Source organism: Mesorhizobium newzealandense (genome assembly GCF_042682145.1).
Classification (GTDB): domain Bacteria; phylum Pseudomonadota; class Alphaproteobacteria; order Rhizobiales; family Rhizobiaceae; genus Mesorhizobium; species Mesorhizobium newzealandense.
Genome location: NZ_JBHUGZ010000030.1, coordinates 173,564 through 194,332 on the forward strand (window position 1 = coordinate 173,564; position 20,769 = coordinate 194,332).

The 20,769-nt window shown below is 63.6% G+C and carries 15 protein-coding genes and 1 tRNA gene; 7 read left to right on the forward strand and 9 right to left on the reverse strand.

All coding sequences use genetic code 11. The features are described from left to right. Nucleotide 1: 1 nt before the first annotated feature. From ACFSOZ_RS34955 to thrC, 3 genes are read right to left on the reverse strand one after another with little or no spacing between them, the layout of a single operon-like run. The gene (locus ACFSOZ_RS34955) at nt 2-598 is read right to left on the reverse strand and encodes a GNAT family N-acetyltransferase (protein WP_379105783.1); all 597 of its coding nucleotides are present in this window, start codon (nt 596-598) and stop codon (nt 2-4) included. A gap of 15 nt (nt 599-613) precedes the next feature. Further along, nucleotides 614-1,906, reverse strand: a complete 1,293-nt coding sequence (locus tag ACFSOZ_RS34960; RefSeq protein WP_126068410.1) for a M16 family metallopeptidase — start codon at nt 1,904-1,906, stop codon at nt 614-616. 14 nt (nt 1,907-1,920) lie between these two features. Further along, entirely contained in the window at nt 1,921-3,318 is a 1,398-nt protein-coding gene (gene thrC, locus ACFSOZ_RS34965) for a threonine synthase (RefSeq protein WP_379105785.1), read from the reverse strand. A gap of 128 nt (nt 3,319-3,446) precedes the next feature. On the opposite strand from thrC, the gene ACFSOZ_RS34970 reads away from it, so the two are divergent. After that, nucleotides 3,447-4,154, forward strand: coding sequence for a hypothetical protein (locus tag ACFSOZ_RS34970; RefSeq protein WP_379105788.1), 708 nt, complete (start codon nt 3,447-3,449; stop codon nt 4,152-4,154). Nucleotides 4,155-4,196: 42 nt separating this feature from the next. On the opposite strand, the gene ACFSOZ_RS34975 is transcribed toward ACFSOZ_RS34970, so the two are convergent. Next, a complete protein-coding gene (locus ACFSOZ_RS34975) occupies nt 4,197-4,886 on the reverse strand; it encodes an HAD family hydrolase (RefSeq protein ID WP_379105790.1) in 690 nt (229 codons plus the stop codon). A gap of 177 nt (nt 4,887-5,063) precedes the next feature. Here ACFSOZ_RS34975 and ACFSOZ_RS34980 point away from each other — a divergent pair, with 177 nt between their 5' ends. Next, nucleotides 5,064-6,197 carry a site-specific DNA-methyltransferase gene (locus ACFSOZ_RS34980; protein WP_379105792.1) on the forward strand — a complete coding sequence of 378 codons (1,134 nt, stop codon included), beginning with the start codon at nt 5,064-5,066 and terminating at the stop codon, nt 6,195-6,197. 67 nt (nt 6,198-6,264) lie between these two features. On the opposite strand, the gene ACFSOZ_RS34985 is transcribed toward ACFSOZ_RS34980, so the two are convergent. Both ACFSOZ_RS34985 and mutY read right to left on the reverse strand, forming a co-directional pair. Further along, the gene (locus ACFSOZ_RS34985) at nt 6,265-6,876 is read right to left on the reverse strand and encodes an HAD family hydrolase (protein WP_379105794.1); all 612 of its coding nucleotides are present in this window, start codon (nt 6,874-6,876) and stop codon (nt 6,265-6,267) included. After that, a complete protein-coding gene (gene mutY / locus ACFSOZ_RS34990) occupies nt 6,873-8,027 on the reverse strand; it encodes an A/G-specific adenine glycosylase (RefSeq protein ID WP_379105795.1) in 1,155 nt (384 codons plus the stop codon). The genes ACFSOZ_RS34985 and mutY overlap by 4 nt, the downstream gene beginning before the upstream one ends. A 55-nt stretch (nt 8,028-8,082) precedes the next feature. Here mutY and ACFSOZ_RS34995 point away from each other — a divergent pair, with 55 nt between their 5' ends. The 3 genes from ACFSOZ_RS34995 (at nt 8,083) to smc (ending at nt 13,047) form a co-directional block, all read left to right on the forward strand. After that, on the forward strand, nt 8,083-8,583 hold the full coding sequence (locus ACFSOZ_RS34995) for a DUF721 domain-containing protein (protein WP_379105797.1): 501 nt from the start codon (nt 8,083-8,085) through the stop codon (nt 8,581-8,583). Between the two features lie 162 nt (nt 8,584-8,745). After that, nucleotides 8,746-9,489 (forward strand): DsbA family protein, encoded by a 744-nt coding sequence (locus ACFSOZ_RS35000; protein ID WP_379105799.1) that lies wholly within the window; start codon nt 8,746-8,748, stop codon nt 9,487-9,489. Between the two features lie 99 nt (nt 9,490-9,588). Then, nucleotides 9,589-13,047 carry a chromosome segregation protein SMC gene (smc, locus tag ACFSOZ_RS35005; protein ID WP_379105801.1) on the forward strand — a complete coding sequence of 1,153 codons (3,459 nt, stop codon included), beginning with the start codon at nt 9,589-9,591 and terminating at the stop codon, nt 13,045-13,047. A 136-nt stretch (nt 13,048-13,183) separates the two neighbouring features. On the opposite strand, the gene ACFSOZ_RS35010 is transcribed toward smc, so the two are convergent. The 3 genes from ACFSOZ_RS35010 to ACFSOZ_RS35020 form a co-directional block, all read right to left on the reverse strand. After that, on the reverse strand, nt 13,184-15,274 hold the full coding sequence (locus ACFSOZ_RS35010) for an O-antigen ligase family protein (protein WP_379105803.1): 2,091 nt from the start codon (nt 15,272-15,274) through the stop codon (nt 13,184-13,186). Between the two features lie 529 nt (nt 15,275-15,803). Then, nucleotides 15,804-15,878, reverse strand: a tRNA-Gln gene (locus ACFSOZ_RS35015). A gap of 127 nt (nt 15,879-16,005) precedes the next feature. Next, nucleotides 16,006-16,350, reverse strand: coding sequence for a VOC family protein (locus tag ACFSOZ_RS35020; protein WP_379105805.1), 345 nt, complete (start codon nt 16,348-16,350; stop codon nt 16,006-16,008). A gap of 224 nt (nt 16,351-16,574) precedes the next feature. Between ACFSOZ_RS35020 and ppdK the strand changes: the two genes are divergently transcribed. Together ppdK and ACFSOZ_RS35030 are read left to right on the forward strand one after the other, a co-directional pair. Next, nucleotides 16,575-19,259 carry a pyruvate, phosphate dikinase gene (gene ppdK / locus ACFSOZ_RS35025; protein ID WP_379105807.1) on the forward strand — a complete coding sequence of 895 codons (2,685 nt, stop codon included), beginning with the start codon at nt 16,575-16,577 and terminating at the stop codon, nt 19,257-19,259. A gap of 248 nt (nt 19,260-19,507) precedes the next feature. Next, nucleotides 19,508-20,608 carry a glycosyltransferase family 9 protein gene (locus ACFSOZ_RS35030; RefSeq protein ID WP_379105808.1) on the forward strand — a complete coding sequence of 367 codons (1,101 nt, stop codon included), beginning with the start codon at nt 19,508-19,510 and terminating at the stop codon, nt 20,606-20,608. The last annotated feature ends 161 nt before the right edge of the window (nt 20,609-20,769 follow it).

Here is a 20,769-nt window from a genome sequence, read left to right on the forward strand (position 1 = left end):
ATCAGTCCTTCGTTTCTGCGCCCGGCGGATCGTCCGCGATCCGGGCGTAGAGGTAGTGGTCCTGCCAGATGCCGTTGATCCTGAGATAGGATCGCAGAAGTCCTTCGCGCCGGAATCCGGCTTTTTCAAGCACGCGGATCGACCGGGCGTTGTCGGGAATACAGGCCGCCTCGATCCGGTGCAACCTCAGCGTATCGAAGGCGAAGCGCGCCACCACCTTGACCGCGTCGGTCATCAGGCCACGGCCGCCAAAGCGCTCGCCGATCCAGTAGCCGACATGGCCACTTTGCGAGACCCCGTGGCGTATGTTGCCGAGCGTGATGCCGCCGGCCAGTCTGCCGCTGCTTTTCTCGAAGATGAAGAAGGCGATCGCGGTTCCCTGGGCATAGTCCTCGCGGTAGCGGCTGATGCGCAGCCGCCACGCGGTGCGGTCCAGTTCATCGGGAGTCCAGCGTGGCTCCCATGGTTCGAGGAAGGCACGGCTTTCGCCGCGCACCGTCGCCCATTCGCGGTAGTCATTCGTGAAGGGCACGCGCAGCGTGACGCGGTCGCCCTTCAGCGCCGGTAGATCGCGGCGAAAGAAAGGGAGCGCGAACACGACGCTTTGAGGGGCTTAGACGGCGAGCTTGCGGGCCGTGGTCTGCGTGCCCGCAAGCGACTCGAGGATCGCCTCGTATGGCGCCAGCGTACCCACAGGCCCGACAGCGGTCAGCGTCGGCTTGGTCGAGAACAGCCGTGACGACAGGTCGGTCAGTCGCTCGATCGTCAGCGCCGACAGCCGCTCCATCAATTCCTCCTTGGCGATCGGCCGGCCGAACAGAAGCAGCTGCCGTGCGATCTGCGAGGCGCGGCTGGCCGGGCTTTCGGCGGACATGATCAGCCCGGCGCGATACTGGGCGCGGGCCCGGTCGAGTTCTTCCTGCAGGATTTTCTCGCCGGCCTTCTGCAGCTCGTCGATGATGACGGGCACCAGTTCGGCGATGTCGCTCTGGCCGGTCGCGGCATGCACGCCGAAGACGCCGGTGTCGGAAAAGCCCCAATGGAAGGCATAGACCGAGTAGCACAGGCCGCGCTTTTCACGGACTTCCTGGAACAGACGCGACGACATGCCGCCGCCAAGGATCATCGACAGCACCTGCGAGGCATAGAAGTCGCGCACATGATAGGCGCGGCCCTCGAAGCCCAGCACGATCTGCGCGTCCATCAGGTCGCGGTCCTCGCGGAAGTCGCCGCCGACATATTGCGCATATTGCGGGATGGTGCTGTCGGCCTTGCTGCGGAAGCCGCCGAGTTGCTTTTCGACCTCGCGCACGAAATTGTCGTGCTTGATGTCGCCGGCAGCGACGATCACCATGCGCTCGGCGCCATATTGCCGTTCGATGAAATCGTGCAACTGCTTCGAAGTGAAGGATTTGACGGTTTCCGGCGTGCCCAGGATCGAGCGGCCGATGGTCTGGTGGCGAAAGGCCGTCTCGGTGAAACGGTCGAAGACGATGTCGTCGGGCGTGTCGTGCGCGGCGCCGATCTCCTGCAGGATCACATGCTGCTCGCGTTCGAGCTCCTGCGGGTCGAACTCGGACTCCTGCAGGATGTCGGCAAGAATGTCGACGGCCAGCGGCACATCGTCGGAGAGCACCCTGGCATAGTAGGAGGTGGTCTCGACGCTGGTGGCGGCGTTGATCTCGCCGCCGACGTCCTCGATCTCCGAGGCGATTTCGAAGGCGCTTCGCCTTTTTGTACCCTTGAACGCCATGTGTTCGAGCAGATGGGCCATGCCATGCTCGTCATCACGTTCATTGCGGGCACCTGACTTGACCCAGGCACCAAGGGCAACCGATTCGATGCTTTGAAGGGTTTCGGTGGCGACTGTCAGGCCGTTCGACAGACGGCTTACCTCAACACCCATATGGCTACTACTCCCTAACGCGCCGCCCGCGCGCGGCGGCCGACGTAATCTTCCACCATTTTCAGGTCGGATGGAAGTACCGTGTATTTTTCCTCTGATGTCATCAACCCACCTAGCCATGCGGGCAGTGCCGGCGACACGCCGCTGGCGGCTTCGACGGCGGCCGGAAACTTTGCCGGATGGGCGGTGCCCAGCACCACCATCGGCACGGCGCCTGTCGCCTTGCCCGCTGCGACATGCACGGCTGCAGCGGTGTGCGGATCGAGCAGATAGTTGCTGGCGGTCAGCGTCGAGCGGATGGTGGCGGCGACCTCGTCCATCGTCGCGCGGCCGGCATCGAATTCGGACCGCATGCTGGCGATTTCCCGGGCTTCGATGGTGAAAGCGCCGGACTGCTTCAGGCCGTCCATGTAGCGGCGCACGGTCGCCGCGTCACGGCCGGAGGCCTCGAACAGCAAGCGTTCGAAATTGGACGACACCTGGATATCCATCGACGGCGACGTGGTCGCAAAGACGCCTTTGGTGCGGTATTCGCCGGTCGCGAAGGTCCGCGCCAGGATGTCGTTGTCGTTGGTGGCGATGACCAGCCGCTCGATCGGCAGGCCCATCTTCTTGGCGGCGTAGCCGGCGAAGATATCGCCGAAATTACCGGTCGGTACCGTGAAGGAGACCGGCCTGTCCGGCGCGCCGAGCGACAGCGCCGAGGAGAAATAATAGACGATCTGGGCCATGATACGGGCCCAGTTGATCGAATTGACGCCCGAAAGCGCAACCCGGTCGCGAAAGCCGTGATCGTTGAACATGTCCTTGAGCAGGCCCTGGCAATCGTCGAAATTGCCTTCGATCGCCAGCGCATGGACGTTTGGCGCGGTCGACGTCGTCATCTGCCGCTGCTGCACCGGCGAGACGCGGCCATGCGGGAAAAGGATGAAGATGTCGGTGCGGTTGCGCCCGGCAAAGGCATCGATGGCGGCCCCGCCGGTATCGCCCGAGGTGGCGCCGACGATGGTGGCGTGCTGATCGCGCTCAGTAAGCACATGGTCCATCAGCCGGGCCAGAAGCTGCATCGCCACGTCCTTGAAGGCGAGCGTCGGCCCGTGGAAGAGTTCCAGGACGAAGGTGTTGGGGCCGGTCTGCACCAGCGGGCAGACGGCCTCGTGGCGGAAGGTGGCATAGGCTTCGCGGACCAGCCGTTCGAAGACGGGCGCCGGGATTTCGTCGCCAAGGAACGGCGACAGCACGCGGATGGCAAGGTCGGGATAGGCGAGGCCGCGCATGGCGCGGATCTCGGCTGCGGAAAACCCCGGCCACTCGCGCGGCACATAGAGCCCGCCATCGCGCGCCAGGCCAGCCAGCACGGCATCGGAAAATCCAAGCACGGGCGCTTCGCCGCGGGTACTCACATATTGCATGTCACAAATCCGTTACTGCTTGACATTTCCGTTCACCACAAGGTGGTTAATTTCTGCGCTGGCTCAGTCGCATTTTTGCCGCGCGGTTGATATACGTCACCAGCTTTGCGAGAGGGAAGTGCAGTTTCATGGCGTTTCATACATTCAGCGGTCGCTTTTTGGCGGGTCTTGCGCTCACCGGCTTTATGCTTGCCGCCGCGGGCTGCCAATCGGGCGACAATGGCGTCCTGAACCTCGGTTTCGGCAAGAAGGATCCGACGGCGCCGCCGCCACCACAGGATCCAAAGGTCCTGGCCAGCCAGTTGCAGGCCTATTGTCCGAGAGTGATGGTGCGAGACGGTACGGCCTTCTTCAACACCTATTCCAAGGACGTCCAGAAGCCCAAGTCGAGAAAAAAGGCCGACGCCGCAGAGGATGCCCAGGCTGCAGCCGACGCGGCTGCGACACCGCCTGACGATTCCGACAAGATCATCTACCAGGCATCGATCAGCGACGTGACCCGCGACTGCGTCCGCGCCAATGGTCAGTTGACGATGAAGATCGCGGTCGCCGGCAAGATCGTGCCGGGACCGAAGTTTTCTCCCGGCACCATCACCATGCCGATCCGGGTCGCCGTGATGCATGGCACGGATGTTCTCTATTCGCAGATCCACCCGTATCAGGTCCATGTCACCGATCCCTCGGTCGCCACGCAATTCGTCTTCACCGATTCCAACGTAGTCGTGCCTGAGCCGACGGCGCAGGACTATCAGGCCTATGCAGGCTATGATGAAAACGCGCCGAAGACGACGGCGGACAAGCCGAAGAAGAGGAAGAGAACCGCCGCGACGAACTAAGTCTCGGCAATTGTACGAGGCGTGCGTCGCAGCGCACGCTTTTCAGGCGTCCGCCGACCACTCCGACAACGCCGCGATCACGCTTTTCAACTCCGCCCAGCGGCGGATGACCGTCTCGGCTCCGGCCTCGGTCAGTGCGTCGGCATGGCCGGGATAGCTGTGGCTGGCACCGGTGAAGCCGATCACGCGCATGCCGGCCGTCCGGGCGCCGTGGACGCCGTGCACGGAATCCTCGATGACGAACGTGCTTGCCGGGTTGGCGTTGAGCTTTTCCGCCGCAAACAGGAACACGTCGGGCGCCGGCTTGGTCTTCTTGCTTGGTATCTCCAGGGCCGAGAAGATCCGGCCGGCGAAAAACGGCAGCAGGTGCACCTTCTCCAGCATGAATTCGATCCGCTCGGAGCGCGAATTCGAGCAGATGCAGTGCGGCAGCGTGACCGCCGCGACCGCCTCGCGCACGCCGTCGATGGCGCGTACGTCGCTGCGCAATTTGCGGTCGACCAGGTCTTCGGCGCGGTCGATCAGTGAGGCCTGGAAGGGAATCTTCGACTTTTCCTCGACCCGCATCAGGATGTCCTTGAAGGTCAGTCCGGCGTAGGTCTCGGCAATCTCCTCCGCCGAGATTTCGTATCCGGCCAAGGTTATCAATTCAGCCTCGACCCGCGCGGCGATGATTTCGGAATCGACGAGCACGCCGTCGCAATCGAAGATGACAAGGTCTGGCTGGGGCATGGTGATCCGGACAATGGGAGGATGAAAGGGCCTCGGAAGGCTCAGGCGGCGCGGCATACACCAACGGGGCGACCTTCGCAAATTCGCAAGTCCGCAATTTTGACCTTCACCGAATATTTACGCTGATCGGTAACCATAACAGAGAGTAAAACTGTAACGCGTGCCTTGGGTGTCAGAATGTCAGCCGTGCGTCTTCTCGACGAGCTATCCCACGCTCCCCAGCAATCCGAATGGCTGGACACGATCCTCAAGGGCGACTGCGTCGCAGCACTCGATCGGCTGCCGGAAAAGTCGATCGACGTCATTTTCGCCGATCCGCCCTACAATCTGCAGCTCGACGGCGACCTGCACCGGCCCGACCAGTCGAAGGTCGACGCCGTCGACGACGATTGGGACCAGTTCGAGAGCTTTGAGGCCTACGACGCCTTCACCCGCGCCTGGCTGCTGGCGGCGCGCCGGGTTCTGAAACCCAATGGCACCATCTGGGTCATCGGTTCCTATCACAACATCTTCCGGGTCGGCGCCAAGATGCAGGATCTCGGCTTCTGGATCCTCAACGATGTCGTCTGGCGCAAGACCAACCCGATGCCGAACTTCCGTGGCCGCCGTTTCCAGAATGCACATGAGACGATGATCTGGGCGTCGCGCGACCAGAAGGGCAAGGGCTATACCTTCAACTACGAAGCCATGAAGGCTTCGAATGATGACATCCAGATGCGCTCCGACTGGCTGTTTCCGATCTGCACCGGCGGCGAGCGGCTGAAGAATGACAATGGCGACAAGTTGCACCCGACGCAGAAGCCGGAAGCACTGCTTGCCCGCATCATGATGGCCTCGACCAAACCGGGCGATATCGTGCTCGATCCCTTCTTTGGCTCCGGCACCACTGGCGCCGTGGCCAAGCGCCTCGGCCGCCATTTCGTCGGCATCGAGCGCGAGCAGGCCTATATCGACGCCGCCAATGAGCGCATCGATGCGGTGCGGCCGCTGGAAAGCGCCGACCTGACCGTGCTGACTGGCAAGCGCGCCGAGCCGCGCGTCGCCTTCGTCAGCCTCATCGACACCGGGCTGGTGATGCCTGGTGCGACGCTCTACGACGCCAAGAAACGTTGGGCGGCCAAGGTGCGCGCCGATGGCACGGTGGCGATCGGCGACAGCGCCGGCTCGATCCACAAGATCGGCGCCGAAGTGCAGGGCCTGGACGCCTGCAACGGCTGGACCTTCTGGCACTATGAGCGCAGTGGCGGCCTGACCCCGATCGACGAGCTTCGCCGCATTGCACGGCTCGGCATGGAGCGGGCAGGGGCCTGAACCCCTGCCAATTGCCGCTCATTCTCGTTGATTCAAAGTCTCAACGGATCACTGGAAGCGATTCAAATCACGCCTTTATGCCGAGGCGTTCAAGGTCTGCTTGAAGCGTCTTCGCATCGGTGAACAGCACCGATTGCCAGCCGGCCGCCTTGGCGCCGTCGACATTCTTCTGGCTGTCGTCGATGAACAGCGTGGCCGACGGCTCGAGGTCGAACGCGGCGACGTGATGATCGTAGATGCCCCGATCCGGCTTGATCATGCCGACTTCGCCGGAGATGGTGACGCCGCGCGGCCGTTCGAGAAAATCAAAGCGCTTGCGCGCCTCGGCCAGCGTGTCGCTGGCAAAATTGGTCAGCATGGTGACGTCGTGGCCGCTCTCGATCAGGCCGAGCATGATGGCGACGCTGTCGTCATAGGCGTGCGGCACCATATCGTGCCAGTGGCGGCGGAAATTGCGGATGTTTTCCGCGTGATCGGGATGCTCCGCGATCAGCAGCGCCTCGGCCTCTTGCCATGTCCGGCCACGGTCCTGCTCGATGTTCCAGTCGTGTGTGCAGACATTGTCGAAAAACCACTTTCTCTCTTCGGCATCCGGAATGAGGCGGCTGAACGGGATATTCGGATCGTAGTGGATCAGCACCCTGCCGATGTCGAAAACGATGTGGCGGATTTCAGTCATGCAGGCCTCTTTGCACTGTGTGGCGACGGCTTTTTCGTCGCGCCGGGTATCGCAGCCTCTATTGCCTTTTTCATGACAGTGGGCAGGGCCTCGCCTGAAATGTCTGAAGGCAGCGACCAGAAATGACCGGCCGGCGTCTCGCCGTTCGTGGCGGCAAGGAACACATCGAGCTCAAGCGCGAAATGGGTGAAGACATGCGCGATCCGCCCCGTGAGCTTCCAGTTGCCGGGAAAGGGTGCAGCCGATGGCGTGGTGGCGCCATCGATCCGCGCGGTCCAGGCGGTCGTCGGCACTTCGGTCATGCCGCCGAGCAGGCCTTTTTCCGCGCGTTTGCGCAGAAGAATGGCGCCGTCGCCCCGCACTGCGACGAAGGCGGCGCCGCGGCGTAGCGGCTTTTCGGCCTTTGGCAGCCGCACCGGGAAGTGCTCGGGATCGCCTGAAACGACGGCGCTGCAGCCTTCACGTAGCGGGCACAGCATGCAGCGCGGCCGGCGCGGCGTGCAGATCGTGGCGCCGAGATCCATCATCGCCTGGGCGAAGTCGCCCGGCCTTGTCCCTGGCACCATGCGCTCGACATGGGCGCGTATCTCGGCCTTGGCTTCGCTCAGCGGCGCTGTGATCGAAAACAGCCGGGAGATGACGCGTTCGACATTGCCGTCGACGACGGCGGCGGGGCGGTCGAAGGCGATCGCCGTGATGGCGGCCGACGTGTATGCGCCGATGCCAGGCAATTCCCTCAAGGCCGTCTCGGTGTCGGGAAAGCGGCCGCCGCGCCGGGCCACCAGGTCGGCGCAGGCCTTGAGATTGCGGGCGCGGGAATAGTAGCCGAGCCCGGCCCAGGCCTTCATCACGTCTTCAGTCGGCGCCGCGGCAAGCGCTTCGACATCAGGCCATTTCTCGACGAAGACGCGAAAATAGGCCTTCACCGCTTCGACCGTGGTCTGCTGCAGCATGACTTCGGACAGCCAGATGCGGTAGGGGTCAGGCCGTGCCCCGCGCGCATGCTCGCGCGGCGTGATGCGCCACGGCAATTCGCGATGATGCAAATCGTACCAGCCGAGCAAGCGGGACGCGATGTCGTCACCAACTGCAGATGCAGCTATGCGGCTATCTCCGGATGCGGTCTTGCGGGTCTGGTCTGCTGGTGCCATTGATCGAGAATTGGCCTTGGCCGATAATGATGAAGGTCGTGGCTGGAGAACGTACATGGCAGGGAGAACGCCCTACGGCAATCCCGTCCCGGTCAGCGATCTGGCGACCAAGATCCTCGATCCGGTGCTGCGCAAGCGGGCCGGCATTTCGATCGGCCTCGTCCAGTCATGGGAAGAGATTGCCGGGCCACGGCTGGCCAGCCGTTCGCGTCCAGAAAAAATCCAGTGGCCGCGCCGCATGCATGAAGACGATCCGTTCGAGCCGGCGGTGCTGGTCATCGCCTGCGAAGGCATGGCGGCGCTGCACCTGCAGCACGAGACCAGCGAGATCATCAACCGGGTCAACGCCTTTCTCGGCTTCACCGCCATCAACCGGATCAGAATCCTGCAGAAGCCGGTGACAGCGGACAATGGGAAGCACAAGCCGACCTTCAGGCCGCTGACCGCGGCCGAGAAGACGAAATTGTCCTCGACCGTCGGCCTGGTCGACGATGATGGGCTGCGCGCCTCGCTGGAAAGGCTCGGCGCCACCATTCTGGGGGAAAAGAAGTCATAGATTTGTCGTCAATATCTCGGATTTGTCTTCAATATCTCGCATTCGTGATCGTCCCTGTCAGGTTTCGCGATTGGATTGGGGACGGAGATGCCTTAATTCGCGCCAACTCTCGCCTTTTCGTGCCTTTGCATTGCAAAATCCAACCCTTGTCAGGTGATTCGTATGAACCGTCCCCCGTTTGGCCAAAGTCTGTCTCGCAGAAACGTCCTGTCTTCGCTGGCCGCCATTCCGGCGGTCGCCCTGCTCGCCGCCTGCAGCGACTCCAGCGAGGAAGCCAAGGCGGCGGATGTGAAGCCCGCGGCGCCGGCCGCGCCTGCGAAGCCGGCCACGCCGGCCGCTGCTACCGCGCCGGAAGCCCAGGGCACCGTGGACATGGCGGAACTGCTGAAGCCGGGCGCGCTGCCCGACAAGCAGCTTGGCAAGGACGACGCCAAGGTCACCATCGTCGAATACGCCTCGATGACCTGCCCGCATTGCGCGCATTTCGCCGAGACCACCTTTCCGGACCTGAAGACCAAGTACATCGACACCGGCAAGGCCCGCTACATCCTGCGCGAATTCCCGTTCGATCCGAGCGCCGAGGCCGGTTTCATGCTGGCGCGCTGCGCCAAGGATAACTATTTCCCGATGGTGGATGTCCTGTTCAGGCAGCAGGCGAACTGGGTTGGAGTGCCCAATACCAAGGATGCGCTGCTGCAAATCTCGAAGCTCGCCGGTTTTACACAGGAGTCCTTCGAAGCCTGCTTGACGGACCAGAAACTTCTGGACGATGTGAGATCGGTCCAGAAGCGCGGCGCCAATGAATTCAAGGTCGACTCGACACCGACCTTCTTCATCAACGGTAAGACCTACAAAGGGGCGATGTCGATTGAGGAAATGTCGGCCATCATCGACCCTCTGCTCTGACGTCCAGGCAGCGCCGAAGCGGCGGCGCTTCGGCGTGCGCGCCCTTTTGTCGTGCCGCGGATTTTCTTCGCAAAATTGCGGCTCTAGTGGGCGGCGCGAATGAAGTTTTCGCGCCTCCGCCTCCTCGGTTTCAAGTCCTTCGTCGAGCCCGGCGAGTTCGTCATCGAACGCGGCCTGACGGGAATTGTCGGGCCGAATGGCTGTGGCAAGTCGAACCTAGTCGAGGCGCTGCGCTGGGTGATGGGCGAAAGCTCGTACAAGAACATGCGCGCGTCCGGCATGGACGACGTCATCTTTTCCGGCTCGGGCACGCGTCCGGCGCGCAACACCGCCGAAGTCACGCTCTTCCTCGACAACAGCGACCGATCGGCGCCTGCGGCCTTCAACGATGCGGATGAATTGCAGGTGTCGCGCCGCATCGAGCGCGAAGCGGGCTCGCTCTACCGCATCAACGGCAAGGAGGCGCGCGCCAAGGATGTGCAGCTTCTGTTCGCCGACCAGTCGACCGGCGCTCGCTCGCCGTCGATGGTCGGGCAGGGCCGTATCGGCGAACTGATCCAGGCCAAGCCGCAGGCGCGCCGTGCCTTGCTGGAAGAGGCGGCGGGCATTTCCGGCCTGCACACGCGCCGTCACGAGGCCGAACTGCGGCTGAAGGCGGCCGAGCAGAACCTCGAACGCCTGGACGATGTCGTCGGCGAACTGGAAAGCCAGATTGAAAGCCTCAAGCGCCAGGCGCGCCAGGCGTCACGCTTCAAGAACCTTTCGGCCGATATCCGCAAGGCCGAAGCGACGCTGCTGCATCTGCGCTGGACGCTGGCCAAGACCCAGGAAGGCGAGGCGCGTTCGGCGCTGGCCGTTGCCACGGCATTGGTCGGCGACCGCGCCGCCGCCCAGATGGCCGCCGCCAGGGAGCAAGGCATCGGCGCCCACCGCTTGCCGGACCTGCGCGACGCGGAAGCCGCCGCTGCCGCTGCCTTCCAGCGCCTGTCGATCGCCAAGTCGCAGATCGAGGAGGAAGCCGGCCGCATCCGCGCCCGTCAGAGCGAGCTTGAGCGCCGGCTGCAGCAACTCGACGGCGATATCGCGCGCGAGGAGCGGATGGTCCGCGACAATGCGGACATCCTCGAACGCCTTCGCACCGAAGAAGCCGCGCTCAATTCCGAAAACGCCGGTGCCGCCGAGCGCGAGGCCAGCACCCGCGCGGCCTTTGAGCAGGCGGCATCGACGCTTGCGGCAAGCGAAGCCAAACTCGCCGCATTGACCGCCGAGCGGGCCGAGGCTGCCGCCTCGCGCAACCAGATCGAACGGACGCTGCGCGACACCGCCGAGCGTCGCGACCGTTTCGGCCGTCAGCTCGCCGATGTCGACCGGGAACTGTCGGAGATCCTCTCCAAGGTCGCCGGCCTGCCGGATCCGGCCGAGAAGCGCGTGCTGGTCGAACAGGCCATGGCGTTGCTGGAGGAGGCCGAGGCAGCCGTGGCGGAGGCCGAGCAGTCGGTCATCGATGCCCGCGCCACCGAAAGTGCGGCACGGCCGCCGCTACAGGATGCCAGGGCCGAGCTGGCGCGCATCGAGACCGAAGCGCGCACGCTGGCCAAGATCCTAAACGCCGCCAGCGGCGATCTCTTCCCGGCAGTGCTGGAGCAGATCAGCGTCGATCGCGGCTTCGAGACGGCGCTGGGTGCGGCGCTCGGCGAAGACCTCGACGTGCCGCTCGACCGCAGCGCACCGGTGCATTGGGGCGAAAGCGGGATCCAGCCCGGCGACGCCGCTCTGCCTGAAGGCATCAGGAGCCTTGCCAGCGTCGTCCACGCGCCGGCACAGCTCGCCCGCCGCCTGGCGCAGATCGGTATCGTCGAGTCCGGCGACGGACGCCGGCTGCAGGCGCTTCTTGCTCCCGGCCAGCGGCTGGTCAGCCGCGAGGGCGCGCTCTGGCGCTGGGACGGCTTCACCGCCAGCGCCGACGCGCCGACCGCCGCCGCGCAACGGCTGGCGCAGAAGAATCGGCTGGCCGAGCTCGATGCCGAAGCGGTGCAGGCGACACTCGTCCTGCGCCAGGCCGAAGAGGCGCTTGCCCAGGCCGAACAGGCGCTTCGCCTGGCGAGCGAGACGGAGCGCAATGCGCGCCAGGCCGGACGTGACGCCCAGCATCGGCTGGACGCCGCCCGCAATGCGCTGGCCGAGGCCGAAAAGGCCGGCGGCGAATTGTCGAGCCGGCGCGCCGCCCTCGATGAGGCGCGCGCCCGCATCGTCGACAGCCATGAGGAGACCTCGGCGGCCTTCGCCGAGGCCGAAATGCTGCTCCAGGACGCGCCTGATCTCGGCGATTTGCAACTGCAGCTCGAACAATCCTCGGCCAATGTCGCCCGCGACCGCGCCACGCTTGCCGATGCGCGTGCGGTGCATGAGGGGCTGCGGCGCGAAGCCGAGGCGCGCATGCGCCGGCTCGATGCCATCGGCGCCGAGCGCAGCAACTGGCTGGAACGGGCCGAAAACGCCTCGACGCAGATCGCATCGCTTGGCGAACGCAAGGCCGAGGCGGAGGCCGAGCGCGAGCGATTGGCGGATGCGCCCGATGAAATCGACGCCAAGCGGCGCGCCTTGCTGTCGCAGCTCACCGAGGCCGAGACCTTGCGCAAGGCGGCCGCCGACCGTTTGCAGGAGGCCGAAAACAGGCAATCCGAAATGGACAAGGCGGCCACCGGCGCCATCCAGTCGCTGGCCGAGGCGCGCGAAACCCGCGTCCGTGCCGAAGAGCGGCTGACGGCGGCCGACGAACGCCGGCTGGAGGTCGAGGCGCGCATCCAGGAAACGCTGAACACGCCGCCGCATCTGGTCATCCGTCATACCGGTCTGGAGGCTGACAGCCCGATGCCGGAAATGGCCGAGATCGAGCGTCAGCTTGACCGGCTGAAGATCGAGCGCGAGCGGCTTGGCGCCGTCAATCTGCGCGCCGAGGAGGAGCAGAAGGAGCTTTCCGACCGGCTGGAGACGATCGTCTCCGAGCGCGAGGACATCATCGAGGCGATCCGCAAGCTCAGGCAGGCGATCCAGAGCCTGAACCGCGAAGGCCGCGAGCGGCTGCTTGCCGCCTTCGACGTGGTCAATGGCCATTTCCAGCGGCTGTTCTCGCATCTGTTCGGCGGCGGTACGGCGGAGTTGCAGCTGATCGAGTCCGATGATCCGCTCGAGGCCGGGCTCGAAATCCTGGCACGCCCGCCCGGCAAGAAGCCGCAGACCATGACGCTGCTGTCCGGCGGCGAGCAGGCGCTGACGGCGATGTCGCTGATCTTCGCGGTGTTCCTGACCAATCCGGCGCCGATCTGCGTGCTCGACGAAGTCGACGCGCCGCTCGACGATCACAATGTCGAGCGCTTCTGCAATCTAATGGACGAGATGGCCGCCACCACCGAGACGCGCTTCGTCATCATCACTCACAACCCGATCACCATGGCACGCATGAACCGGCTGTTCGGGGTGACCATGGCCGAGCAGGGTGTCAGCCAGCTCGTCTCGGTCGACCTGCAGGCTGCCGAGGCGATGCGCGAGGCGAGCTGAGCCGCCGGCCAAGGGCCGCCGCAATTCCGGGTTTCGACTACCCCTGTCGTGAACGGGTTCAGTCGAGGCGCTTTAAGCCTTTGCTTTTATGCATGCCGCAGCCAACCCCCGTGCATTTTGCGACATGCCGGCCGATCTAAAAATAGGTTCTCGGCGCGACAAGGTTCTTCTGCTGGCGAAGATAGAAACAATAGAAGCCGAATGCGGCAGCGAACCACATGAAGGCCTCGCCCATCGCCAGCCGGTTGTTCGAATTGCTGAGGATGGTGAGGGCGAAGAAGACCAGCGTTGAGATGTAGCAGGGCCATGCGGCCGGAGCGATAAGCCTGGCCCGCACCGCCAGCAGGACCTGCCTGGACGACCAGGTGTAGAGAAAGGCAAAGAACGCCAGCCCGACCACACCATAGCGCACGGCTATCTCCAGATAGCCGTTGTGGAAGACGTTGACGATCATGGGATGATAGGTCCTGTTCTGCCATTCGGTAAGCCAGCTGGAGCTGGCTCCGAAGATCGGGTGGCGTTTCCAGACCTCGATCGCATCGGCCCACAGCATCAGCCGTTCCTTGGCCGCAAGCGGAACCGTGCTGCTAGCGATGGCGCGGTCGAAGGCCGGGAGGACGCCGCGGCTCAAAACATCCGCAACCAGGCTCCTAGCGAAGATCATGGTGTCGCCTGCGGTGGACCAGAAGATGTTGTGGGCGGCGACGACGCCGGCTGCCACGATCGCCAGCACGCCGCCCCCGACCATCAGCTCGCGGCGATGGCCTCTCGCCAGGGTCATGACCGCCAACAGCAGCAGGGCGAGTGCGAGCGCGAGCCAGACGCCCTTTGACCGCAGCGCGATGATGTTGACGAGGGCAAACAGGAGGACGGCTGCCGACAGCGCCCAGTGCAAGCTCCTGGTTGTCTTGCTCAGGTCTGTTCTTTGGGCCGTGTAGGCCATGAACTGCAGTGTGCAAAGGAAGATGAAACCCGCCGCCACCGACGCGTGAATGGGATTGTTGAAAAGCCACGGCTCCGGTCTGATGCCATGAAGTATGGCCGAATAGCCGGTGTCCGCCGCCAGGAAGACAAGACTGAGGATCATGAACCAGAGGACGAGCCGCGCAGGCCGCCTGGCAAACAGCAGGAGGGCGAAGCCGGTCGTCGCATAAAACAGCGGAAACAGGTAGATGCCTTCGGCGCCACCCAACTGGTGGGTGCCGAAATAGACGATCGCCAGTCGGATGAAGACATAGAGCGACCAGCCCACGCACAGACCGCCGACCCATCCGATCAGCGGTTTGCTGTAGGTCCACAAATCCACCCTGAACCAGCGGATGGCGGCGACCAAGGCCAGCGCCAGGCCCGCATAGCGGTAGGTGTCGGCCTCGCGCCAGGCCGAGGAGACCAGAGCGAGAATGGCGAATGACGCGAGCACCAGAAGCAGGGTGTTGCGCGGCGCGTCATCCCTGGCGTAGTCCGGGGTTTCCCGCGGCAACGGCGGTCGCAGCAGGACGTGATGCAGGCGGCGCAGCTCGTCCCTGGCCCTTGACGCCCCGGCGACCCACCGGCCCGGCCACGGCAACCGCGCGAATTTGTAGCTGCCCGAGGGGCCGGCTATGCCGGAAACCTTGCTGCTGACGGCGAAGCCAAGCACGTTCTGGCGAACCGAATAGACTTTCAGGCCAGTGTCCCAAAATCGTTCGAGTGCGACGTCCCACGGCATTTTCATCACCGCGAGCGCCGACAACAGCCCCTGCGCCCCCTCCCGCGTCACCAGATAGGCGGCGGCCGAGCCTTGCGGGCCATGCAGCGCGCGGCCGATCTCGTCGCCTTGCGTCGTCCCGACGGCGCGCATGAAGAAGCTCATGCGATGGTTGGTCAGCTTGATGACGTCGAAATCCGGCACCGCGGCGATGATGGCCTCGATGCGCCGTATGGTGTCCTCGCCGAAGAGGACGTCGTCCTCGACGATCAGGCCATGGGCGCTGCCATTGGCCAGGAATGTTTCCAGCGCCTGGATATGGCTGCGGTAACAGGCATATTCGCCGGGCAGAATGTCGCGCCCGCTCAGCCTGCGCGCGGTTGGGAGATCGATCTCCGCCCAGTCCGCTTTGGCAAGCGCGCGGCCGTCGATGGCGGCAATGCGCTGCAGGGTCAGGCCGGCCGCTTCGGCGCTGGCGAGCAATCCGCTCCAGCGATCGGTCTCGCGATCGAGGTTGATGGCGAAGATAGGAAGGTTCATTGAAGTTCCATTTTCGGCCGCCACCCGTCTTGGTCGAATCTTCGACGACCTTGTATGGAAAAGGGGGAGATGTTCAAGGCTATACTGTTCAGACCATGTGCATGCTTTCGGAGCTTGAAGAGGTCGAAGGAGTTCGCGTGAGCCATCACATGGCCGCCTGGCCGCCCACGACACGCATCAGGCAGCGGTATATCAAATGACATAGCAAACGAGCGGCAGTTAATCGTGGGCACCTCGGGCGGAAGCAGGCGCGAAAAAGCCCGCGTTCCAGGGGGGAGGGGGAAGGCGGGCTCTTTGACAACCTAAGGCTTGGGCTTCTCAGGTCGGCCATCAACTCGCGAAGGGCCGCTTCGGTTCCGTTGGGCAACGCAATTCAAGCCAAAATGCTATGTCAAAAGACATACCTCCCGGAAATAGGAAGGCTAAGTCACGTCGAAGTCGAGCGGCACTTAAACAGGGTGACCCGGAATGCCATGCGTTTGGAAATCGAATTCTACGTAAGTCATTGATTTTGCTTAAGAAAATATGATGGCTGGGGCGCCAGGATTCGAACCTGGGAATGTCGGTACCAAAAACCGATGCCTTACCACTTGGCGACGCCCCAATTGCCGTCAGAGTCGCTTGTGCGGCGCGTTATTAGCAGAGCAGCCAAAAAGCACAATCCTTATGAGCGACGCAGAGAACGCTCAAATTGGTCGGGCAACGCAGTGCCGCCAGACGACATGCGGCGGCTATTCAGCCCACACCGCCATCTCGTTTCCGGCCGGATCGACAAAGTGGAAGCGCCGGCCGCCGGGGAATGAAAAGATCGGCTTGACGATCGTGCCGCCGGCGCTTTCGACGGCGTCGAGGCTTGCTTCCAGGTCCCTGCTGTAGAGCACCGGCAGCGGCTTGGCGGGTGCTTCCTCGGCGTCGGCCTGGAAGCCTCCGTCCAGCCCTTCGGCAAAAGCCGAGTAGGTCGGCCCATAGTCGGTGAACGACCAGGCGAAGGCGGCGCTGTAGAAAGCCTTCAGCCGGTCCAGCGTTCCGCCGGTCGCCGGCATTTCCAGATAGTCGAGTTTTCCGGACAGTTTCATGCGGCACCTATTTGTTCTCGTTATGTTCTATACCAAAAGCCTCAGGAAGGCAAGTCTTTTTGCCGCATCTGCGGACAGGGCTTTTGCTTAATCGATTGTAGCGGCCGGATGGCTTACCGATGCCTTGCCTTTCGCACTGCAGCATCATATCGCTCCAAAGTCGGACGCGGCGGAACTTTCCGTTTCGCCAATCTTTCCAATCTCCTGCAACCGGAGAGCAAAGCATGACCAAGTGGGTTTTCACCTTTGGCGATGGTGCGGCGGAAGGCCGTGCCGGCGACAAGAATCTGCTGGGCGGCAAGGGCGCCAACCTAGCCGAGATGTGCAGCCTGGGCCTGCCGGTGCCGCCGGGCTTCACCATCACCACCGAGGTCTGCAACGCCTACTATGCCAATGGCCGCACCTATCCGGCAGGGTTGGAAGCGGATGTCGCGGTCGCGCTCGATCAAATCGGCCGGCTGACCGGCCGCCGGTTCGGCGATCCGTCGAAACTGCTGCTGGTGTCGGTGCGATCCGGGGCTCGCGCCTCGATGCCCGGCATGATGGATACCGTGCTCAATCTCGGGCTGAACGACGAGACGGTCGAGGCGCTGGCCGCCGATTCCGGCGATGCGCGCTTTGCCTATGACAGCTACCGCCGCTTCATCCAGATGTATTCCGATGTCGTGATGGGCCTCGACCATGAGGTGTTCGAGGAAATCCTCGAAGACCAGAAGGGCGGGCTCGGCCATGAGCTCGACACCGAACTGACGGCGCTCGAATGGCAAGGCGTCATTGCGCTCTACAAGGCCAAGGTCGAGGAAGAACTCGGCAAGCCGTTTCCGCAGGATCCGCATGAGCAGCTCTGGGGCGCCATCGGCGCCGTGTTTTCGAGCTGGATGAACAACCGCGCCATCACCTACCGGCGGCTGCACGACATTCCTGAAAGCTGGGGCACGGCGGTCAACGTCCAGGCCATGGTGTTCGGCAATATGGGCGAAACCTCGGCCACCGGCGTTGCCTTTACCCGCAATCCGTCGACCGGCGAAAAGATGCTCTATGGCGAGTTCCTGGTGAACGCGCAGGGCGAGGACGTCGTTGCCGGCATCCGCACGCCGCAAAACATCACCGAGGCCGCGCGCATTGCCGCCGGATCGGACAAGCCGTCCTTGCAGAAGCTGATGCCGGACGCGTTCCAGTCCTTCGTCACCATCTCCGACCGTCTGGAGAAGCACTACCGCGACATGCAGGATCTCGAATTCACCATCGAGCGCGGCAAATTGTGGATGCTGCAGACCAGATCCGGAAAGCGCACCGCCAAGGCGGCGTTGAAGATCGCGGTCGAAATGGCTCGCGACAAGCTGATAACCAAGGAGGAAGCGGTCGCCCGCATCGATCCGGCCTCGCTCGACCAGCTGCTGCACCCGACCATCGATCCAAAGGCCGCGCGCGACGTCATCGGCATCGGGCTGCCCGCTTCTCCCGGTGCCGCCACCGGCGAGATCGTGTTTTCCTCCGCTGACGCCGAGGAGCTGAAGACGCAAGGCCGCAAGGCGATCCTGGTGCGCATCGAAACCAGTCCCGAAGACATTCACGGGATGCACGCGGCGGAAGGCATCCTGACCACGCGCGGCGGCATGACCAGTCACGCCGCCGTCGTCGCGCGCGGCATGGGCAAGCCTTGCGTGTCGGGCGCCGGCTCGCTGCGCGTCGACTACAAGGCCGGCACGCTGATGGCGATGGGCTCGACCTTCCGCAAGGGCGACATCATCACCATAGACGGCAGCAATGGCCAGGTGCTGAAGGGCGCCGTGTCGATGCTGCAGCCGGAACTGTCCGGCGATTTCGCCGCCATCATGGAGTGGGCGGACGCCGTGCGCCGCATGAAGGTGCGCACCAATGCCGAAACGCCGCTCGACGCGCGCATGGCGCGCTCCTTCGGCGCCGAAGGCATCGGGCTTTGCCGCACCGAGCACATGTTCTTCGATGGCGACCGCATCGTCGCCATGCGCGAGATGATCCTGGCAGACACCGAAAAGGACCGGCGCACGGCGCTCGCCAAGCTGCTGCCGATGCAGCGCTCGGATTTCCTCGAACTGTTCGAAATCATGGCCGGCCTGCCGGTGACGATCCGCCTGCTCGATCCGCCGCTGCACGAATTCTTGCCCAAGACCGAGGCGGAAGTCGCCGAGGTCGCCGCCGCCATGAAGGTGTCGCCGGACAAGCTCAGGCAGCGCACCGAGGCGCTGCACGAATTCAACCCGATGCTCGGTCATCGCGGCTGCCGCCTGGCCGTCTCCTATCCCGAGATCGCCGAGATGCAGGCGCGCGCCATTTTCGAGGCGGCCGTCGAGGCCGGCAAGAAGGCCGGCGCGCTTGTGGTTCCGGAGATCATGGTGCCGCTGGTCGGCCTGGTGAAGGAACTCGATTACGTCAAGGCGCGCATCGATGCCGTCGCCAAGAGCGTCATGGAGGAAACCGGCGTCAAGATCGACTACCTCACCGGCACGATGATCGAACTGCCGCGCGCCGCGATCCGCGCCCATGTCATCGCGGCTACGGCCGAGTTCTTCTCCTTCGGCACCAACGACCTGACCCAGACCACATTCGGCATTTCTCGCGACGATGCGGCCTCTTTCCTGGAGACCTACCGTCAGAAGGGTATTATCGACCAGGATCCGTTCGTCTCGCTCGACATCGACGGCGTTGGCGAACTGGTGCGCATGGCTGCCGAAAAGGGCAGGGCGACACGGCCCGACATCAAGCTCGGCATCTGCGGCGAACATGGCGGCGATCCGGCCTCGATCCGTTTTTGCGAAGAGGTTGGCCTCGACTACGTCTCCTGCTCGCCCTATCGCGTGCCAATCGCGAGGCTGGCGGCCGCGCAGGCGGCGGTGCTGGTTGCTAGAGCAATTCCAGGAAAAGTGTGAAGCGCTTTTCCCGGGAAAAGCGCTTAGCGCTTCCCTCAGGGGAATTGCGTCAAAGACAGAGTTGGAGCGGTTCGCCGTCTCCGTGAAACGGTGAACCGCTCCAAGGCAGGCCGCGGATAGGATCCAGCCAGGCCAAGCTTACCGTTTTGTAAGGCAAGTCACACGAACGTGCTGACGGCATCGCGCAATCTCGACAATGTTGCCGCCCAATTTGCGGACGTCCCGCCAATTGTCCCCGGAAGCAGATCTTGCAGAGTTCACCCGCGCCGTTCCGCTCTATCCTGGTCATTCAAACGAAGTACATAGGAGATCTCGTCCTCGCCTCGGCGCTCGCGGAAAACCTGCGGCTTCAATCCCCCGACGCCAGGATAGTGTTTCTGTGCGAGGCTCATTTCGCGAGCTTCGTGGTTGCCCATGGCATCGCCTCCGAGGTGGTCACGTTCAGGCGCGACCGGCTGCGCGGTACCACCCTGGAGCGCGGCAAAGAACTTTACGCCATGCTGCGGGCGGTGCGCCGCTTCCGTTTCGACCTGACGATCGACCTGACCGATTCAAAGACCTCGCGCATCATCACCGGGCTCGTCAACGCAAAAACCCGCGTCGGCTACAATCCGACTGAGAGGCCCTTGCGTCTGCTGGAGCGGCAGCCGGCCAACGTCTTTGCCGAGCCATTTGGTTTTGGCGGCCAGCATTTTGTGTACCGCTATCTCTCGCCGCTCCAGGCGCTTGGCATCCATCTCCAGGTGACGGTTCCAAACATTCAACCGTTGCCGTTCGAGACGGCGAAAGCGTTGGCGCTGCTGGGCAAGCATCATCTTCACCCAAACGCTTTCATCGCCGTGCATGCGGGTGCAAGCTTCGAGGGGCGACGCTGGCCACCGGAGCGGTTTGCCGCGGCGATTACCGAGATTGCGGGCGAAACCGGCCTGGACGTCGTCCTGGTTGGCGGCCCGGACGAGCGACAGATTGCCGAACGGATCGTCGCCGGGACAGCGTCGCCTATCGTCAATCTCGTTGGAACGCTGTCGCTTGAAACGTTGCTGGCGGTGCTGAAACAGGCCCGGCTGTTTCTCGGCAACGAGAGCGGCCCGATGCACATGGCTGCAGCAGCCGGAATCCCGGTTGTCGGGCTGTTCGGCTTGACGCCGCCGTCGCAGTGGGGTCCCGTTGGCGTGCCCAGTATAGCCCTTCAGCCGCCGATGCCTTGCAACTGCGTGGCCAGCGACCTGTGCGGCCGGCCGGAATTCAGCAAGGCCTACTGCGTCTGGCGTCTGGAGGTCAAACCTGTTGTCGACGCGGTGCGCGAACTCCTTTCACGCACCGGCGTGAAGCTGGAGCGCGCCATCTGAGTTCATGTGTGGCGCGGACAACAACCGCCATCGCGGTCGCGGAATGGGCCGTTCTCCGCACGGACGGTCAAATTGTCGCTCCGGGCGCTTTTCTGCTATGCACCATCCCGATTTCCGCCTTCATGCGGGTCTTGGGATACCCGCTTGAAACGACCGGTCAG

What these genes read in the sequence shown, in the direction of transcription:
- ACFSOZ_RS35000 (WP_379105799.1), top strand. Translation starts at nt 8,746, where the DNA reads ATGAACCGTCCCCCGTTTGGCCAAAGTCTGTCTCGCAGAAACGTCCTG.
- thrC (WP_379105785.1), bottom strand. Translation starts at nt 3,318, where the DNA reads ATGCAATATGTGAGTACCCGCGGCGAAGCGCCCGTGCTTGGATTTTCC.
- ppdK (WP_379105807.1), top strand. Translation starts at nt 16,575, where the DNA reads ATGACCAAGTGGGTTTTCACCTTTGGCGATGGTGCGGCGGAAGGCCGT.
- mutY (WP_379105795.1), bottom strand. Translation starts at nt 8,027, where the DNA reads ATGGCACCAGCAGACCAGACCCGCAAGACCGCATCCGGAGATAGCCGC.
- ACFSOZ_RS35020 (WP_379105805.1), bottom strand. Translation starts at nt 16,350, where the DNA reads ATGAAACTGTCCGGAAAACTCGACTATCTGGAAATGCCGGCGACCGGC.
- ACFSOZ_RS34970 (WP_379105788.1), top strand. Translation starts at nt 3,447, where the DNA reads ATGGCGTTTCATACATTCAGCGGTCGCTTTTTGGCGGGTCTTGCGCTC.
- smc (WP_379105801.1), top strand. Translation starts at nt 9,589, where the DNA reads ATGAAGTTTTCGCGCCTCCGCCTCCTCGGTTTCAAGTCCTTCGTCGAG.
- ACFSOZ_RS35010 (WP_379105803.1), bottom strand. Translation starts at nt 15,274, where the DNA reads ATGAACCTTCCTATCTTCGCCATCAACCTCGATCGCGAGACCGATCGC.
- ACFSOZ_RS34995 (WP_379105797.1), top strand. Translation starts at nt 8,083, where the DNA reads ATGGCAGGGAGAACGCCCTACGGCAATCCCGTCCCGGTCAGCGATCTG.
- ACFSOZ_RS34985 (WP_379105794.1), bottom strand. Translation starts at nt 6,876, where the DNA reads ATGACTGAAATCCGCCACATCGTTTTCGACATCGGCAGGGTGCTGATC.
- ACFSOZ_RS34960 (WP_126068410.1), bottom strand. Translation starts at nt 1,906, where the DNA reads ATGGGTGTTGAGGTAAGCCGTCTGTCGAACGGCCTGACAGTCGCCACC.
- ACFSOZ_RS34980 (WP_379105792.1), top strand. Translation starts at nt 5,064, where the DNA reads ATGTCAGCCGTGCGTCTTCTCGACGAGCTATCCCACGCTCCCCAGCAA.
- ACFSOZ_RS34975 (WP_379105790.1), bottom strand. Translation starts at nt 4,886, where the DNA reads ATGCCCCAGCCAGACCTTGTCATCTTCGATTGCGACGGCGTGCTCGTC.